The following is an 18,767-nucleotide window of genomic DNA, read 5'->3' on the forward strand; positions in this document are numbered from 1 at the left end:
AAACATGACAAAATTACTTAAAGTCCACGGTTCATTTAACCACTTTTTTATCTTAGATCAAACTGAACTTGACCAACCTTTGACCGATGCTGAATTAGTTACCTTAGGACAAAAGCTTTGTGCCCCGGCTAACGGGATTTTAAACGGGGCTGACGGGGTCCTTGTGGTTAATAAGTCTGATCACGATGATGTCCTTGGCCAAATGCGGGTAATCAACGCTGACGGGAGTGAAGCTTCCATGTGTGGCAACGGCTTGCGGACCGTTGCTCGCTACTTAAGTGAAAAAACTGGCCAAACCGAGTTTAAGGTTGAAACCAAGCAAGCCGACCTCACGGTTAAAAAGCAAGCCGATTTTGCTACCGGTGTGCCTGCCTTTGCCGTTGAAATTTCGCCCGTCCGTTTTAATGCCGCGGCCTTACCATTTGAAAAGCTTGGGCGTGACCGTATCATTGATGATTACCTTCCAGAGCTTGCGCCGGGAGTGAAATTTACCAGTTTAGCAGTCCCTAATCCCCACTTAATTGCCTTTGGGGATGAAGATCTATTGGTTGGTCCAATGATGAAGGAACTTGGGGAATATCTTAACGGGAAAAATCCATACTTTACTGATGGGGTTAACCTCAACTTCGCTAAGATTCTGGGACCAAATGAGCTCTTTGTCCGGACCTTTGAACGAGGAGTTGGGTTTACTAACGCCTGTGGGACGGGGATGTCCGCAACAAGTTTGGCCTTTGCCTTAACCCATCCGGATTTAGGCCACTTTGAAACCCCAATTAAGGTTTATAATCCTGGTGGCATGGTACAAACGGTCCTGCACTTTACCAACCATCGTTACTTCATTGAATTAATTGGAAATGCCACGGTTACCCATACCCTTACCGTTGATGAAACCCACTTACACCAAGCCGACTTCACTGCCGATGATTTTGACATCACGATGACTAGTGAAGATGAAGCTTACCATCAATTCGTCACCAGCTTACCCAAGCCAGTAACAGTAAACGTAAAAGATTAGCTAATTTGTCAAACCAATAGCTGTAGAAGACTGCGAAAAAACGAAAAGACCACTAACTTAAAGGTTACAACAGGGCCAAGAGGACATCGCCTTCATGATTATCGGCATTATCCTCCAGGGCCTTGCAGAGGTTCACAAACGACAGAAAAACCTGTCTAACTCACCCACCTTAACCTTTATTAGTGGCCCTTTTTTATTATTTAGTTGATCACACCAGTATAATCGCCGAATAGCCACTGCCTTCCTTGCTATCCGATTCGGTCTGGTATGGTTTCAAAAACGAAATCGTTTTATTCAAAGCACAGGCGCTTAATCGCTTCTGCATAGATATCCATTGTCTTATACATGCTAGCAAGCGGCCATTGTTCGTTCGCTTGGTGCATAAAGTCTGGTACATCTGGCAACATGGCCCCAAAGGCCACACAATTATGCATGGTTCGGGCAAAGGTTGCCCCACCAGAAATCGTTGGTTCAGCAGTTTGATCACCGGTCTTTTCCCGGTAAACGGCCATTAAGGTCTTTACCAAAGCACTATCCTTTGGCACAAACAATGGCGCTAAGTAGTCGTAATCTTCATAATGAAGATCAAATTTCTTAACCCGCGCATCAAGTTGCTTGATAATTTGTTCTTTGGAAATTGTTGCTGGTAAGCGTAAGTCAATTTGGAGCCGCGTTTCTTTTTCATTCACATTAAAGGTTGAAATATTAAAGGTTAATTGCCCCGATTCATCTTCAATCTTCCCTAAAACATTCTCCCCCGTTGCATCTTCTTTGAAGAGCTCACCAATAAACTTCAAGGGTTTGAAATCAAAAACATCGTTCATTGCAATTAATAAACGCAAAACTGCATTGGTTCCTTGAGGAGCATTCATAGCGTGGACTGACTTTCCCAAGACTGCAACCTTGCTGTCAGTTGCTTCAAATTCAAAGTTGTGCTTTTTAAGCGCCGCAACAACGGCAGCTAACTTTGGCCCCGCGTATTCGGCCTTTGCCGGAACCGCATTAAAAGCATTATCCATCTTTAAGCTAAATTGGTCGGTCCCTGGTCCAACCAAATAAGCCTGAAGGAGGCCTTTTTCAGCATAGATCAATGGGAATTCCGCATCAGGCGCAATCCCAGCATCAATTGGAGATTCTTTTTCGTTATACTTGGCAATTCCGCGCCAAAGAATTTCTTCGTCGGTCCCAAAAATGAAACGAATCTTTTGCTTCAAGTGATAACCGGCATCTAGCAAAGCCTTAACGGCATACAAAGCCGCAATCGTTGGTCCCTTATCATCTTGGGCGCCCCGACCAATGAGCTTGCCATCCTTAACTATTGGTTGAAAAGGATCGGTATCCCAAGCCGTTAAATCTCCTGCGGGGACGGTATCTAGGTGACCGATAATCCCGAAGGTTGGCCCAGTTTCTCCGATTTCGGCATAACCATAGTAGCCAGCTGGATCAGTATAAGTCCGAAAACCTAATTGATCACATAAAGCCATCATCTGATCTAAGGCTTGCCGAATACCTGGTCCAAATGGAGCGCCAGACTCAGCTGGTTGGTTATATGACGGTTGGGCAATTAAGGCCTTCAGGGCTTCAACTGCTGCTATTTTAATCTGATCAGTAATCACTGTTTTTTCAGTCATTTAAGTCGCTCCCTTTATAAAATCGCTGAGATTCCTAAAAATAGACAGATGGCAATAAACAAGTACAACATTAATTTAGCAATCCACTTCCACCAAGTACTAATGTTGATATGCGCCACTGCCATCGCTCCCATCACAACCCCGGAAGTTGGGGTGATCAGATTAACCCAACCGGAGCCAGCTTGGTAAGCCGTAATGACCAGGTCGCTTGAAACGTGAGCAAAGTGTCCCATTGGCCCAATAATCCCCATCGTTGCAGCTGCAAGTCCGGAGGTTGATGGAATCAAGAAGGACATCAAGATATAGAAGACGAAAGTTAAACAGATAAAGATACTTTGTGATAAATGAGCTAGGCCTAATTCACCCCAGTGGAGAATCGTCCCGGAAATTAAACCATTATTCATAATGACTTGAATTCCCCGGGCAACGGCAACAATGATGGCCACGCTCAAGAAGTCCCCCATTCCACTCATGAAGGCTTCGATGTAGTCACTTTCCTTCATGTGGTAGACAAACATAATAATCACAGACATGAGGAAGAATAACATTGTAATTTCATTGAAGTACCACGTTCCAAGCGCTACCGCGTCTTTCCCGAAAACCGTCCCTAAAACTGGCGTCGTAGTGATCCATGTATTTAAGTGATCAAAGAAGGTAAAATGTTGGTTTAAACTTGACCATGGCACTAAGCCGAGGATCATAATCACAAAGGTTAAGCCAAAGAGCCACAGAACCGCTTTTTGCCGACCCGTAATTGTTGCTTCATCCTCGGTCCGTTCTGGAATTGCAAACCGTTGCAAGTCTTCTTTGCGTTGATGATAAACAAAAGACTTGGTGGGGTCCTTTTCAATCTTTGAAGCATAGTGGTAAACGTAAGCGATACTAATTCCAACAACAATCAATCAGAGAAGCATCCGGGAAAGCAAGCCATTCCCCGGAGAAATGTTTAGAGTCTGCGAAGCAACCCCAGTTGCAAAGGGATTAACCGTTGAGGCTAAACACCCAACTTGCGAACCAATCAAAGCAATGGCAACGGCAACAATTGAATCAAAGCCAACCCCGATCATCACTGGAATTAAGAGCGGGTAAAAAGCAATCGTTTCTTCCGCCATCCCGTAGGTTGAACCCCCTAGGGCAAAGAGCATCATCAAGATTGGAATTAATTGCTTTTCCTTTCCCTTGTATTTACGGACAATTGAACTAATCCCTTCATCAAGGGCGCGGGTTTTATTTACCACTCCTAAAAAGCCACCAATAACCAAAATAAAAAGCGATACCGAAATTGCCCCGTCAGTCTTATCATCGCCGACCATCCCAATCACCGGCGCCATGAAAACATCCCATAACCCTTGCGGATTAGACTTTACGGTTCGATAAGTATGGGCAATAATATTTCCCCCACTATCGGTTGAATATTTTCCAGCTGGAATAATCCAGGACAAAATTGCGACAATTACAATAATAATGAATAAAATCGTAAAGGCTGACGGCATTTTAAACTTATGCTTTTTAACAGTCTTTTCCATCCCAATCCACTCCTTTGTTAAATAATTTACATATTAATTATAATTCTTAATGAAAGCACTTTCAATAAATTGGCGATAGTAATGGAACAGACTAAAAAAAGCGACGGAACATTTTTGTGTTCACGTCGCTTTTTAAAACTATTAAAGCACTAATAAGAAAGTTGTTCATGAGGGAAAGCATCCTTAACTAATTCGCCAAGCAACTTAATTGCTGCTTGTTGACTAATCGTGGCCATTTCATCGTTAACCCGAGTTAGATAAGCTGGGATATCCGCTTGAATGCTTGCCTGTCGATCTGCTTGTAATTGTAGATGGCGACACTTAGCAACGACCGTTTGTTCAAAGGCCTCAACTTTTCCAGCGACCGCCTGATAACGCCGATCGCCAAGGGCAGCTAAGGTATTGGTTAACCAGTACATGTTAGTCGGATCAAATTGCTGGCTCGTTTTTTCGTACGGCGCTGGGGTGGTCAAAACGTTCGCATAAAATGGTACTACCGCATTAAAAGTATTTGGTCCAAAGGCCAGCCAGTGAATCGCGGCCAAGCTTGCTGGAACCTGCGAACGAATTTCAAGGATGTGTAATTCTAAGTTCCGGTTCAAGGCAATTGGCCGGAATTGCTTACCAGAAGTACCGTCATACGGATCGTAGACCGTATTTTGATAATGCGAACTCAAGGCTTGTTTAATCTCTTCAACGGCAATCAAATGGTCAGGATGGCAACAGAAAGGTTGATCCATTGAAGTGGGGTCAGTCATTGGTGCTCCACCAAAAAGTTTTTGGACATACCAAGTCCGGGGATTGTTATACCGTGCATCCTGCATGGTCGTGCTTCCAAAAATATGACGAAGATTATAACCATTTTGGTCAGGATTAAGGTGATACTTTTCAATTAAGGCTGGTAAATCTGGACTGGCCATCGTATCGACCGAATTAAAATCAAACGCGGTGATGTTAAACCGGTTTGGCGCAATCACGTAACAATCATCCGGAATGCGAATTGCTGCCCAGTGGAGACCACCAATCGTTTCAACGTACCATACTTCATTTTGATCACTAAAGGCAATCCCATTTGATTCATAGGTTCCGGCCGTAGCTAATAATTTGCCTAATCGTTGTACCCCTTCCCGGGCACTATGAATGTAAGGGAGAATTAAGGTCACAAAATCCTCTTCTCCAATCCCGCTTTCTTCGTTGTAGGGATCAATTCCTAGGATTCGAGAATTAGTGGTACTGGTTTCAGTCGCCGTCATCGCTACATTAGCTTCATTAATTCCAGCAGCCCCAAAGATTCCATAAGAGGGATCCGCATCGGGGTCTGAAGTATAGCGAAGGGAGTTATCCGGTAAGGTACACTTAAAACTGGTCGTCTTCGAAGCGTATTTGCGCGGCTATTGGTCTGGGGTTACTAAAACAAACCGTTGCGGATTTAAAGCTTGGCCATAGTCTTCTTGGCGGGCAATTATCGTGGACCCATTCAAACTAGCTTTTTTCCCAACTAAAATCGTAGTACATGGCATTAGTAGTTCCTCCTCATCATCACGTTAATTATATCACAAACTAATTTTAATAATTAATTAACTTGTGAAGCTTAATGATTTAAGTAATTAATAACTGTTTGACTAAACAGCAGCGGATTTTCCAGATGAACACAGTGACCACCTGAAAGCTCCTGATGCTGTAATTGAGGGGCAACTGTTTGCATTGCCATCGCAATTCGCTGGAATTTATTATCAGTATTCCCAGTAATCAACAGGCCCGGACAAATTTGGCTCAACTGGGGCCAATAATTAGTTTGCTGACCCGTTCCCATCATCATTAAACTCATTGCTAATCCATACGGGACTTGGCTTAGGCGTTCTTGCCGCACCCGGTCCTGAACTATAGCTGGCAGTTTTCGTTGCGTCGCAAATAAGGGTAAGTTCTCCCAATCATTTACAAAGTTTAAAAGCGGTTGCGTTAAAAGTCGCCTAGCCAGCTGATTATCCTTAACCTGGCGTTCTTGGCGTGCCCGATCGTCAGCGATCCCCGGGCGGGAACTTTCTAAAATCACCCGTACGACCTTTGGATCATTCAGGGCCCAAGCCAAGGCAACCCGACCACCCATTGAGTAACCAAGTAAAGTATACTTTGCAATCCTTAAATCGAGCATTAATTTTTTTAAATTTTGAATTACTCTGGGCATGCGATATTCGTCTGGATGAACATAAATTGGACTTTGGCCGTGGCCAATCAAATCGACCCCTAATACATTCCAATTATGGGGCCATGTTAAATTTTGAAAAGTATTTAGTGTGCCCGTAAAGCCATGTAGACAGACCAAAGTTGGGAAAGTTTCATCTTGCCATTGAAGCCATTCAGAATGTAACGCACTAGTCGGCATGATGCTCTGCCATCCTTCCCTGATAATCCTTAACCATCGCTTGCCAGGCTTTAACTGGGGCTTGCTGATCATCTATTATTTCAATTAAATGTTGTCCCGGTTGATTTAATAATTTAACGAATTCGGCTGGTGATTGCGGACGATGGTATTTAAAATCATATAATTCCGCAACTTTTTTAAAGTTAAGATCTTGAGGAGTCCCAAAGAGGGCCGTAAACTCGGCTTGGGGAAGCTGACTTTGGGATAAGAACGCAAAGATCCCACCACCATTATTATTTAACAGGACGACGGTTACTGGTAATTGGTATCGTTTAATCATTGCCAGGCCGTTCATATCATGGAAAAAGGCCAGATCACCAATCAAGAGGGTGGTTGCTTGTTGACTTGCAGTAGTTATCCCAGCAACGGTCGAATTTAGACCATCAATCCCGTTAACCCCCCGGTTACCATATGTCTGTACCGTCTGATCTTCAGCAACCGAAAGGCGATCTACCAAGCGAATTGAATTACTGTTGGCAAGAAAAAGATTTTGGCGCTTTAGTTGCCGGCCGAGCAAAGCGGCCACCGCAGAGTGACCCCAAGGCAGTTTTGCCACATGCTCTTGGACAACCGCTTCAGCTAATCTTTGGTAGTTTTGCCATTTTTGCTTCCAGTCATCCTTAACCGGTGTCAAATTTAGATCGTTTATGCCAGCCAAAAAATTGGCGACTGAACTATCAATTAAGTAATTCGCTTGATGAAGTTGATCTTTCATTTGGGACCCATCTTCAACCAAGATTGTTGGGCAGGTTTGCTTAGTCAACCATTGCATAACTGGCTTCGTCACAGGGAGACGCCCAAAACGTAAGATTACCGCCGGGGTTGGAACTTTGGCTTGAAAAATCAGATCCGCTTGGTGTAAGTAAGCGATGTTTTGCTCATGATCACCTAGGTTGGTTAGCGGGTCCCCAAGTAAGGGCCAATTAAGTTTCGCAGCTAACCGCATCAATAACTGGGCTTCTTGTTTTGAACGTTCTTCACCTACGATTATCAAACCCGGTTGCTCAAAAAGTGACTTTAACGCGGTAAGCTCAACTTGCCGTTGAGGTGCTAGCCTTTTAATTGGCTGCAACTTTTGGGAAGTGATTAAAGCGGGATCTGCTGGTAATAACGGTTCCCGGAACGGCAAATTAATTTGCACTGGCCCTTTTGGCTTTATTAAGGCCTGACTAGTCGTCGCAAAGGCTTGCCAATGCGCATATGCCAACATTGTCGCACTGGCTTCTGGCAATGCCAATTGAACCATCTTCTTGACGTGGCTTGCATATAAGTTAACCTGGTCCATCGCTTGCGGAGCACCAACTCCTTGTAATTCAGCGGGACGATCAGTAGTTAAAACGATCAGTGGTTGGTTTGTTGCCTCGGCTTCACAGATTGCCGGATAGTAATTAGCAGCGGCGCTCCCAGAGGTGCAAACTAAGGCAACCGGTTGCTGATTAACTTTGGTTAGGCCGAGGCCAAAAAAGGCGGCCGAACGTTCATCAACGTCCAAGTACGTCGTGATTGCTGGATCCCGGTGAAGCATAATCGCCAATGGAGTTGAGCGGGAACCCGGACTAATTACAGCTTGACTAACCCCCGCTTCTTTTAACCCTTGAATAAATGCTAATAAATATTTAGCAAGGTCTATTTGAGTATCCATTGATCACTAATCCCCCTTAACATTGGTTGAAATTTCAACCGGGTTTCCGCGCGCTCTTTTTCTGGTACTGAAGCGGCAACAATCCCGCAACCAGCGTATAAGTAGCCAGTGTTCTGGTTAAAGACACCTGACCGAAGACTTACCGCAAATTCACCTTCGTCATGGATCAAGTCTAACCATCCAATCGGGCCACCATACATCCCCCGGCCAACTTCTTCTTCACTTGCAAGCCAAGCGATTGCGGTTGCTCGAGGCTCTCCTCCTAAAGCGGGTGTCGGATGGAGCGCTTTTACAACAGATAGAAGCGACTTATTTGGCAGTCGCTTCCCCATAATTGGATGGTAAATATGTTGAATATCATGATTCTTCAAAAGTTGGGCGGGACCAACCTCTACAGTCTGAACAAAAGGCTTAAGCGATTGTTTAATCCGATCGACAACAATTTGATGTTCATGCTGATTCTTAGCATCGTTGAGCAACTGGTTACCGAGTTTGATATCTTCGATCGTCGTCTGCCCGCGTCCAATTGAACCAGCTACACTGGCCGTGGCAAATTTTTCTTTGGTCCCTTGAATCAACCGTTCGGGAGTCGCCCCAATAAAGAAGGTTTCGCCATCTTCGACCAAAAAATGGTAAGTATTTGCTTGATGATTTATTAGTCGGCCTAAAATCGTTGCTGAATTAAAAGCTCTTTCCCCCGTAACCTTTAATTGGCGGGCTAAAACCACTTTTTTCATTTCCCCAATTTTAATTTGGGCGACACTTCTTTTAACCAAAGCTAACCACTTAGTAACGGCAAGTTCTTCACCCTTAATTGGTTGAGCAACTTCAGTGATTGGCTTTTGTTCCAGGATCACCTTAATTTGTGCTTGTAAATGCTGTAATTGGACCGCTAAATTGGCTTTCGAAATGGTTGTTAGGACAACTTGCGCCTTCTTTGCGGAAAGGATAAATAAAATCTGCGGCAGCATAAAGTAACCATTTTCCAACCGATGCCATACCGAAGTTGGCCGATCTTTTAAATTAAAGGCAAACCCTCCTAATAACCGTGGGGATTGCCCATTAATTGGTGTGAGGTTAAGCCAGTTTGCCCTAAAATTCATTTGAAATGCTTGGATCTTTTCAATACTACAATTGTAGAATTGTTTTAAAGGTAGTAAACCAATCATAGTTTGTTGTCCATCATTAGTTTGCCAAAAAATTCGTTGTCCTTGATAGGCGGCTGTCTTTTGGAAAAGCTTAAAAGGATCTTGAGGTGAAAGGTCATAAGCATAAGAAACGTACTTTCCCCGACTAGCTTGCAGTTGGTCTGGAGTTAATTTAATGATTGAAGTTGGTTCCATTTTCATCGTCCTTTTTGAATAAAAAAGAAGGCAGGAAGAAACCGTCGCTTCTTTCTGCCCTCCCTAAATTAACGATCTATTCTAAGAAGTCCTTTAATTGCTTGGACCGTGATGGATGCCGTAGCTTCCGCAAAGCCTTGGCTTCAATTTGCCGGATTCGTTCCCGAGTAACCCCGAAAACTTTACCTACTTCTTCCAAGGTGCGGGTCCGACCATCATCCAACCCAAACCGGAGCCGCAGGACATTTTCTTCCCGGTCAGTTAAAGTGTCCAAGACGTTTTCCAGTTGCTTTTTCATCATTTCATAAGCTGCATGGTCAGCTGGACTAGTTGCATCATGATCTTCAATGAAATCGCCCAAGTGAGAATCATCTTCTTCACCAATTGGGGTTTCCAAAGAAACCGGTTCTTGAGCAATCTTTAAGATGTCGCGAACCTTCTTGGTTGGCATGTCCATTTCAGCCCCAATTTCTTCAGGAAGAGGCTCCCGACCAAGGTCTTGTAGAAGTTGCCGCTGAATCCGGATTAACTTATTGATAGTTTCAACCATGTGAACTGGAATCCGAATCGTCCGCGCTTGGTCAGCAATTGCCCGGGTAATTGCTTGCCGAATCCACCAGGTTGCATAAGTTGAGAACTTAAACCCTTTCCGGTAATCGAACTTTTCAACGGCCTTCATCAGCCCCATATTACCTTCTTGAATTAAGTCAAGAAATTGCATTCCGCGACCAACATACCGCTTAGCAATTGAAACCACTAACCGTAAGTTAGCTTCAGCTAATTCCTGTTTAGCAACTTCGTCTCCCTTTTCAATTCGCAAAGCTAAAGCAACTTCTTCGTCCGCTGTTAAAAGGTTAACCCGTCCAATTTCTTTTAAGTACATCCGCACTGGGTCATTAATCTTAACCCCGGTTGGCGCTGACGTATCTTTATCTTTTAAAGCCTTGTTAGATAATTTTTCAGTTGCCTTTAAGGCACGCGGATCTGGATCACCGTTTTCATCAACAACACTAATCCCAGCATCTTCCACGTTTTGCATTAAATTATCCATTCCGTCAGCGTTCAACCCAAACGGTGTCGCGATTTGATCAGTTAATTCATCATATTCGATCTCTTTTTTTCGCTTGTAAGTCCGGATTAACTTCCCCACAGCCTTATCATATTCCGCTTGGTTAAAGTTTTCCAGGTTCGAAATTACAAGATCTTTTTTCGTATTCTTTACCATTATTAATTAATCTCCTCCGTCTTCATTGACTGCTGACGTTGATAGAGTTGTACCAACTCGGTTGTAAGACGTACTAATTGGTCGGTATCCCCAATCATACTTGCTTCGTTTATTGCCGCCTGAGTTTCCTCAATCTTTTGAGCCAACGGGAATTCCTGATCCAAAACAAATAGGCAATCCTTCACAACCTGTTGTTTCTCTTCCTCATTCACCAATTGCTTTTCAACCTGACCCAATAACGTTTGCGCTGCCGGCTCCAGTCGATCCATCACCGCTGCAACATCAAATTTTTCTTGATCACTAAAATAATCTTTAATTACTTCATATAAGTGCTGGTAACTAGCCTGTGGAAACCGGAACTCAAGCCGAGCATCAAGTTGGTAACGGATATCTTGATCACTACAATAATATTTTAACAATATTTGTGCTGCACGATCAGTTTTTGAAAGGGGTTGGGCAACCGGTGGCTGATTGCTAATAATTACTTTTTCTGGTAGCTCTGGTGCCGGTGGCGGGTCAAAGCCATGCGGATTATCTTCAATCGGGGGTGGTGTAACTACTTGAGGTTGCGGCAATTCAGCCAATTGTCGTTCTAAGCTTCCCTGATCAAGGCCAAACTCAGTCGCTAACTTTTTAAGATAAACACTTTGACCGAGGGGATCGGGAATTACACGAATAACTTGTAAAGCAGCTTTTAAATAAGCAATTAAATCACTCTGCTTTTTCAAGTTTAGTCCATTCCGCAGGTAGCTAAGGCGGAAATCAACCGGGGTTTCCTCACGGTGCTCCATATAATCCTGAAATTTAATTGCTCCATACTTTTGGACATATTCGTCCGGGTCCAATCCAGCCGGCAACTGAACAACGCGTAAATTTAAATTCGGAGCCGTATCTTCAACCAACTTAAGGGCCCGGTCAATGGCCGCCTGTCCGGGTTCATCCCCGTCATAGGCAATATTAAGCTGTTTTACCTGGCGAGCAATAATCTGGACCTGTTCGCTGGTAAAACTTGTCCCCATTGAAGCAATTCCCGTTTTGACTCCGGCACCATAAGCAGAAATTACATCCATAAAACCTTCAAACAAGGTTAAATGACCAACTTCTCGGGCGGCCTCCCGGGCTAAATTTAAATTAAAAAGGGTCCGGCGTTTGTTAAAGATGTCTGTTTCCGGACTATTTAAATACTTTGGTGTATTAGCCGATGCCTTTTTTTCCAAAATCCGACCAGAGAAGGCAATAACTTGACCATGACTGTCCTTAATCGGATACATTACCCGACCATGGAAACGGTCCCTTAGTTGGCCATCATGCCGCTCAACAAATAAACCTGACTTGCGAAGTAATTGATAATCAAAGCCAGCCTTTTGCGCATATTCATGCAGTATTTGTTTATCCGCACCTAAATCAGGGGCATAACCAAGCTCAAATTGGTTAATCAAATCAACCGTCATTCCCCGCTGAGTTAAGTACTGCAAAGCAAGTTTACCAGCTGGGGTATTAACTAAGACATGATGATAAAGCTTGGTTGCTTCAGCATGGATCTTTAACAGCTGGGCTTGTTCCGGATTTTCTGGAGTGGCTTGAGGATGTCCTTGGTACTCCTGCGGCAGTTGCAAGTTAGCAAATTTTGCAACCTCTTCAACTGCCTCTGGAAAGCTTAAATGGTGATATTGTTGCAAGAAACTAAAAACATTTCCACTCCGGTGACAAGAAAAGCAATAGAAAAATTGTTTCTCCGGGTTAACCGAAAAGGACGGGGTATTATCTTGATGGAACGGACAATGACCCACCAAATTTTTCCCTTGCTTTTGTAATTGAACATCTTGACCAATTACATCCGCAATATTAACGGCGCTCCGAATCCGATTAATTAACTCCTCTGGGATCTTTGGCATTCAGTAACCCCCCGTTAATGCAACATAGTTACGAAAGGTCGCTCCCGAAATGGAATGCGACCTTTCTTTTAAACACTACCTAATAATACTAATATACATTTTAACATAAAATAAATAAAACACAAGAAAGTTAACTTTTTAATTTTATTACTTCACAATCAACTGGTCTAAGTTTCCTAAGCGCCCCGTTAAGTCAGCCAAGGTTACCAGTTGCGCTAACCGGTTATTCTTAATTGCTTCGTCCTTGTCCATAATCATATTTTCATCAAAGTAATTAGTGATAACTGGTTCTAAACTTAATAGTTGTGATAATAAATCAGCCAGACTTAATTGATCAGCTTGGCTTGCTAAGGCAGTCACAGCAGCGTGTAGCTTTCCTTCAGATGGATTAACAAACTTATTTTCATCAACCATGGTTGGCAAGTTAGCCGGTGCCTTCTTTGCAATCCGAATTACCCGGGTTAGGGCTTCAATTTGATCCTTGAAACCTTCATCATCCTGGTGTTGTGCCAACAACTTAGCGGCCGCCACGATGTTTACTGGATCGGCAACCTTGGTATCCGTAGCAGCATCAATTACGTCATGCCGAAGTGCTTCATCACTCAGCAATTGTTTTACCCGGTCTAAGAAGAAAGTCCGAACCTGATCGGAATTCTTAGTGTAATCAAAAGTAAGCTTTTGAGCACTAACTGCCTTGGCGGCTTGGCCTTGGAAATTGAGAATTGGTAAGTGCCAGCCTTGAGCAAGTAAAATCCGCATAATGCCGGCTGCTTGCCGCCGTAAAGCATACGGATCATTTGAACCTGATGGGATTAAGCCAACCGCAAAGAAACTATAAATTGAATCTAATTTGTCGGCAATCGCCAAGAGCGCACCTAGCTTACTGGTTGGCAATTCTCCTTCTGCCGAAATTGGTAAGTAGTGTTCCCGAATTGCTTGGGCAACAGCTGCCTTTTCGCCAGCCAAGTTAGCGTAAATTTCACCCATTACCCCTTGCAATTCGGCAAACTCACCGACCATTTGGGTTGTTAAGTCAAACTTGTAAATTTCACTGGCTCGCTTAAGGTCAGCTAATTCGTTTGCCGTAAAACCAAGCTTTTGACCAAGAACTTGGGCTAAAGCACCAGTCCGGGCCATCTTTTGGGCCATTGAACTAATTTGGTCATGGAAGCTAACTTTTTGGAGCCGTTCAACATACTGATCAATACTAATCTTTTGATCTTCTTCATAGAAGAACTTAGCATCTTCAAGTCGTGGTACTAAGACCCGTTCGTTCCCTTTAATCACATTGTCAAGGTGTTCTGCATTCCCATTGCGAACCGAAATAAAGTGCGGTAGTAACTTACCTTCATGATCGCGAACACAGAAGAACCGCTGATTGTCGCGCATGGAAGTAATTAGAACTTCCTCGGGAAGAACGAGGTATTTTTCATCAAAAGCTCCGGCAAAAGCGGTTGGCCATTCAACTAAGTTGTTGACCTCTTCCAAGAGATCAAGATCTTCATCAAGGACCCAGTTATTAGCCGCAACTATCTTTTGAATTTGTTCTTGAATCAAGGCCTTCCGCTTAGCTTGGTCAGCAATAACAAAGTCAGCCTTGAGGGCAGCTTCATAATCGGTTGCGGTCTTCAATTCAACGTCATGGCCTAAGAAGCGATGACCTCGGGTTTGCCGCCCTGCTTTAACATCCAAGATTGAAAATGGCACCACTTCATCATCTAAGAGGGATACTAACCAGCGAATTGGACGAATAAATTGTAAATTGTGCCGACCCCACTTCATTAAAGTTGGGAAGTTCATGGCGGTAATTACGTCTGGTAAAGCCGTTAAAACTTCTGCAACCGGCTTCCCGCTAACATGTTTATTTACAAAAACATATTCAACGCCCTTAACTGCTTTAAATTCAATATCGTCGACCGTAACACCTTGCCCACGGGTAAATCCTTGAGCAGCCTTGGTCCAATTACCATCAGCGTCTTGGGCAATCTTCTTTGCGGGACCTTTTACTTCTTCATCAATATCTGGTTGCTTGTCAGCCAAGCCAGAAATCAAAAGGGCTAGCCGCCGGGGAGTAGCGAATTCCTTGATTGTATCAAAATCAATTCGTTCTTCCTTTAGAAAATCGGCAACCCGCCGGTGCAATTGCGCAATACTTTTCGTTACCACGTGAGCTGGCATTTCTTCAACGCCAACTTCTAATAAATATGAATGCGTCATTACTTTTCCCCTTTCTTTGCTCGTTTAGCTGCTCGAGCAGCTGCCTTCTCGGCTGCTTTGGTATACTTTGCAACCACTGCTTGCCGTTCCTTTTCATCATGAATTAATGGGAAGCCTAACTTCCGCCGTTCTTCAACAAAGGCCTTAGCAATCATTTTGGCCATAATCCGAATCCGATGAAGATAGCCAGCCCGTTCCGTAACGGAAACCGCTCCTCTAGCATCTAACAGGTTAAAGGTGTGGCTACACTTCAAAACATAGTCGTAGGCAGGGTGAATCAAACCGAGCTTAATCAAGCGTTTGGCTTCCCTTTCAAAATTGTCAAAGTCCTTTAAGAGCATCTCTTGGTTGCTTTCTTCAAAAGCATACTTAGAGTGTTCATATTCTGGTTCCTTAAAGATATCACCATAAAGGACGCCGTCTGACCATTCCAAATCATAAACGGAATTAACGTTTTGAATGTATTCAGCTAACCGTTCCAAACCATAGGTAACTTCGGCAGCTACTGGATCCATTTGCAGTTCTCCAACCACTTGGAAGTAGGTAAATTGGGTAACTTCCATTCCATCAAGCCAAACTTCCCAACCGACACCGGCACAACCCATTGAGGGGTTTTCCCAGTTGTCTTCAACAAAACGAATATCGTGTTCCAGTGGTTCAATACCGAGTTGCCGCAAACTCCCAAGGTAAAGTTCTTGGATGTTGTCTGGCGATGGCTTCATTAAAACTTGGAATTGGTGGTGTTGATATAACCGGTTAGGATTTTCACCGTACCGCCCATCAGCAGGCCGCCGGGATGGTTCAACATAAGCAGCGTTCCATGGTTCTGGTCCGATTGCCCGTAAGAAGGTATACGGGCTCATCGTCCCTGCCCCCTTCTCGTTATCATACGCTTGCATCAACATACATCCTTGATCCGCCCAATATTTTTCCAAGGTGAAAATAATTTCTTGGACCGTCATTTTTTTGGCCATGCTGTTTCTCCTTTCAGATCCTGTTGGTGAAAATTTAAAAATCCCTGTAGCTACGGTTAACCCATAACTACAGGGACGATTACTCGCGGTTCCACCCTGTTTTTTTGCTTAAATGCAAAACAACTTAATTTTATGATTGCTCCGGGTGCTCCGAAAATTGTGTAGGCTTCCACCATTTCCTACTCGCTAAAGTAATTTTCTTTTTCCCATCATCGCCAACAGTTATTTAAATTATACGATGTTAATAGTACCCGTGTCCGGCTGGAAAGTCAATTCTTCCCGGAATATAAAACGGTTTCAGAGTTAATTTTATTTTGAATCACGGGGTGGTAGTGACAATTGATCTTGCCAAGTCGTCAATGAATCAATAAAATGTTTGCTCTTTAAGCGGAGACCGACTTGGTCAGTATAGATTTGGTCGAGTGCTTGGCGAAGGCCCCGTCGTGTCGCTTGATCAACTTTGACGTTAGCAACTTTTTGTAAATTAAGGTGGGCAAACATCCGTAGATAATTAACAGTTTTGCGATTTAAATGTAACCGATGCGGATCCTTTGGCCAATGCTGTTGACAAAGGACACCCCCCAGTGCTTCCGAATAATCCAAGGGTAAATCTTGTCGTCCACAAATCACGCACCCATCCCAAATGGGAGCCACCCCAAACCGGCCGAGCAGTTGCACTTCCAGGACATTCACAATTACTTGGGAATCCATTCCGGCTTCGATTAATTTTAAGGCCGTTAAAACCTGATCATACCAAGCACCAATTGCTCGGCCTTCTTCAAAAGCAACGCCAACTAAATCAAGGAGGTAAGTCGCATATGCATTGGCCTCAAGATTGGGGCCGATACGTTTAAACTGGTGTGTCTCCTTGGCCGCAACTAGATATGAGAGTTCACCGGCTTCCAGCCAGCCAACATAAGTACCGTACGAAAAAGGCAGGAGGGCAGCAGCAATCTTAGATCCCTTTCGGCGGCCCCCACGAACAAAGAACATTGTTGGCCCAAGCTTTCGGGTTAAAAATTTAACTAACAAATCGTGTTCGCGATAATCACGCCGAAATAAAATTAAACCTTCGAAATCCGTATTTATGCGAGCCAAAATTATTCTCCTTAATAATCAGTATTTCGGTAACCGTAATCCTTTAACATCGCCGCTTTATCGCGCCAACCAGGAACAACCTTAACCCAAAGCTGGAGGTATACATGATCACCTAGAAGGTTTTCAATATCATGGCGAGCCAATTGACCAATCTTTTTGAGCATCGAACCCTTTTTACCAATGATGATTCCCTTTTGGCCAGGCCGCTCAACCACAATGTTGGCACTGATATGCACCGTGTCTTCGTTTTCCCGTTTAACCGAAGTTACATCAATCGCTACAGAATGGGGAACTTCTTGCCGCGTTAATTGGAAAACTTTCTCTCTGATCATTTCGGCAATGACAAATCGTTCCGGATGATCCGAGATCTGCTCAGCCGGATAATATTGCGGTCCTTCTGGCAATTCAGTCACCAATTCATTAATTAACTGGTTAACATTATTCCCTTGGAGAGCTGAAACCGGAATGATTCCTTTAAAATCTAGTGCTTCTTTGTATTGAGCAACTATCTTCGGTAAATCATTTGGATGAACTAAGTCAATTTTATTAACCACCAAATAAATTGGTTGGTGCACCTGCTTAAGCCGCTCAATGATAAAGTCATCCCCAGGTCCTTTCTTTTCATTTGCCGAAACCACGAAAAGTACGGCATCGACTTCATCCAAAGCTGATAAGGTTGAGCGTTCCATAAAATCTCCCAGCTTCGTCATGGGTTTGTGAACCCCTGGGGTGTCGATAAAGACGATTTGCGCGTCTTTAGAAGTATAGATTCCTTGAATTTTATTCCGGGTAGTTTGCGCAACGTCACTCATAATCGCCACTTTTTGGCCAACCACATAGTTTAGTAAAGTCGACTTCCCAACATTTGGCCGACCAATTAAGGCTACAAATCCGGAACGAAAGTTATTTTCAGTCATTAATTTCATCCTTTAATTTAACAATTTAATTAGGTAGGGGGTTAGAACTAAGAGGCCAATGATGACCGCTAATCCCGCCGCTAGTAGAACTAGGCCCGCGGCAACATCCTTAGCAATTTTAGCATTCGGATCAAATTTTTCACCAACAATGATATTAACAATTGCTTCAATCACCGTATTCAAAAATTCAGCAAACCAGACCAGTGCAATTGCTAACGCAAGCCAACACCAGGCATTCAAATTAACCTGTAAAAGAAAACCCGCAATAACAACTAAGGTCGCTGATACAAGATGGCTTCGCATGTTCCGCTCGTTTTTGATGACCGTCTTAATTCCAACGATGGCGTGATAGAAAGCTTGCCCAAAATGACGGTTCTTTTGGGTTTGCCGCTTATCTGGTAAGACCATAGGCAGTTAAGATTTCCTCTTGGAGCTTAAACATCTTCGCTTCGTCAGCAGGTTTTTCGTGATCATACCCATTTAAATGCAAAAAACCATGCACCAACAAAAAGCCAAATTCCCGCTCCTCAGAATGGCCAAGGAAAAGCGCTTGTTCTTGAACCTTATCCAAAGAAATAAACAAATCCCCTAAATCCATTGGCAATTCATCTTTTAATTCTGCGGGAACCGCAAAGTCTTGGTCATCATTAATTGCAAAAGAAATGACATCGGTTGCCCGATCCACTCCCCGGTATTTCCGATTAAGGTCCTTCATTTCTGGATTACGAACCAGAGTTAGCGAGAGCTCTGCATTGGCTGGCAAATTAAGTTTAGTTGCTGCTTTAGCTAATAAATCTTTAGCCAAAGCTTTTTGTTGCTCACTTAACTTCCCCTGGCTATGGTCAAAAATCGTCAATTCCAT

At 43.6% G+C, this 18,767-nt stretch carries 13 protein-coding genes and 2 pseudogenes; 1 reads left to right on the plus strand and 14 read right to left on the minus strand.

The annotated features are described in order from the left end of the window. Nucleotides 1-4 precede the first annotated feature (4 nt). On the plus strand, nucleotides 5-1,015 hold the full coding sequence (gene dapF, locus GTO83_RS06115) for a diaminopimelate epimerase (protein WP_180869721.1): 1,011 nt from the start codon (nucleotides 5-7) through the stop codon (nucleotides 1,013-1,015). A gap of 290 nt (nucleotides 1,016-1,305) precedes the next feature. Here dapF and GTO83_RS06120 read toward each other — a convergent pair whose 3' ends face one another. The 14 genes and pseudogenes from GTO83_RS06120 to ybeY all read right to left on the minus strand — a co-directional run bounded on the left by GTO83_RS06120 (nucleotide 1,306) and on the right by ybeY (nucleotide 18,767). Next, nucleotides 1,306-2,646 carry a M20 family metallopeptidase gene (locus tag GTO83_RS06120; RefSeq protein WP_180869722.1) on the minus strand — a complete coding sequence of 447 codons (1,341 nt, stop codon included), beginning with the start codon at nucleotides 2,644-2,646 and terminating at the stop codon, nucleotides 1,306-1,308. Nucleotides 2,647-2,660: 14 nt separating this feature from the next. Beyond that, nucleotides 2,661-4,172, minus strand: a pseudogene (locus GTO83_RS06125) (YfcC family protein). Nucleotides 4,173-4,321: 149 nt separating this feature from the next. Then, a pseudogene (locus GTO83_RS06130) lies at nucleotides 4,322-5,692 on the minus strand (C69 family dipeptidase). Nucleotides 5,693-5,763: 71 nt separating this feature from the next. Next, entirely contained in the window at nucleotides 5,764-6,555 is a 792-nt protein-coding gene (gene menH, locus GTO83_RS06135; protein ID WP_180869723.1) for a 2-succinyl-6-hydroxy-2,4-cyclohexadiene-1-carboxylate synthase, read from the minus strand. Next, on the minus strand, nucleotides 6,545-8,236 hold the full coding sequence (menD, locus tag GTO83_RS06140) for a 2-succinyl-5-enolpyruvyl-6-hydroxy-3-cyclohexene-1-carboxylic-acid synthase (protein WP_180869724.1): 1,692 nt from the start codon (nucleotides 8,234-8,236) through the stop codon (nucleotides 6,545-6,547). The genes menH and menD overlap by 11 nt, the downstream gene beginning before the upstream one ends. Then, the gene (locus GTO83_RS06145) at nucleotides 8,221-9,579 is read right to left on the minus strand and encodes an isochorismate synthase MenF (protein WP_180869725.1); all 1,359 of its coding nucleotides are present in this window, start codon (nucleotides 9,577-9,579) and stop codon (nucleotides 8,221-8,223) included. The genes menD and GTO83_RS06145 overlap by 16 nt, the downstream gene beginning before the upstream one ends. Before the next feature lie 76 nt (nucleotides 9,580-9,655). Next, complete coding sequence (gene rpoD / locus GTO83_RS06150) at nucleotides 9,656-10,804, minus strand: RNA polymerase sigma factor RpoD (protein ID WP_180869726.1); 1,149 nt, start codon at nucleotides 10,802-10,804, stop codon at nucleotides 9,656-9,658. A 2-nt stretch (nucleotides 10,805-10,806) separates the two neighbouring features. Continuing rightward, a complete protein-coding gene (dnaG, locus tag GTO83_RS06155; protein WP_180869727.1) occupies nucleotides 10,807-12,699 on the minus strand; it encodes a DNA primase in 1,893 nt (630 codons plus the stop codon). Between the two features lie 147 nt (nucleotides 12,700-12,846). Further along, entirely contained in the window at nucleotides 12,847-14,916 is a 2,070-nt protein-coding gene (glyS, locus tag GTO83_RS06160) for a glycine--tRNA ligase subunit beta (RefSeq protein ID WP_180869728.1), read from the minus strand. Next, nucleotides 14,916-15,890: a glycine--tRNA ligase subunit alpha gene (glyQ, locus tag GTO83_RS06165; RefSeq protein WP_180869729.1), complete on the minus strand. Its 975-nt coding sequence runs from the start codon at nucleotides 15,888-15,890 to the stop codon at nucleotides 14,916-14,918. The genes glyS and glyQ overlap by 1 nt, the downstream gene beginning before the upstream one ends. A 309-nt stretch (nucleotides 15,891-16,199) precedes the next feature. Beyond that, nucleotides 16,200-16,988: a DNA repair protein RecO gene (gene recO, locus GTO83_RS06170; protein WP_180869730.1), complete on the minus strand. Its 789-nt coding sequence runs from the start codon at nucleotides 16,986-16,988 to the stop codon at nucleotides 16,200-16,202. Between the two features lie 11 nt (nucleotides 16,989-16,999). Beyond that, nucleotides 17,000-17,905: a GTPase Era gene (gene era / locus GTO83_RS06175; RefSeq protein WP_180869731.1), complete on the minus strand. Its 906-nt coding sequence runs from the start codon at nucleotides 17,903-17,905 to the stop codon at nucleotides 17,000-17,002. A gap of 12 nt (nucleotides 17,906-17,917) precedes the next feature. Then, the gene (locus GTO83_RS06180; protein WP_180869732.1) at nucleotides 17,918-18,313 is read right to left on the minus strand and encodes a diacylglycerol kinase family protein; all 396 of its coding nucleotides are present in this window, start codon (nucleotides 18,311-18,313) and stop codon (nucleotides 17,918-17,920) included. Further along, the gene (gene ybeY / locus GTO83_RS06185) at nucleotides 18,297-18,767 is read right to left on the minus strand and encodes an rRNA maturation RNase YbeY (protein WP_180869733.1); all 471 of its coding nucleotides are present in this window, start codon (nucleotides 18,765-18,767) and stop codon (nucleotides 18,297-18,299) included. Before ybeY ends, GTO83_RS06180 begins: the two co-directional genes overlap by 17 nt.

Source organism: Lactobacillus sp. 3B(2020) (assembly GCF_013487845.1).
Taxonomy (GTDB): Bacteria; Bacillota; Bacilli; order Lactobacillales; family Lactobacillaceae; genus Limosilactobacillus; species Limosilactobacillus alvi.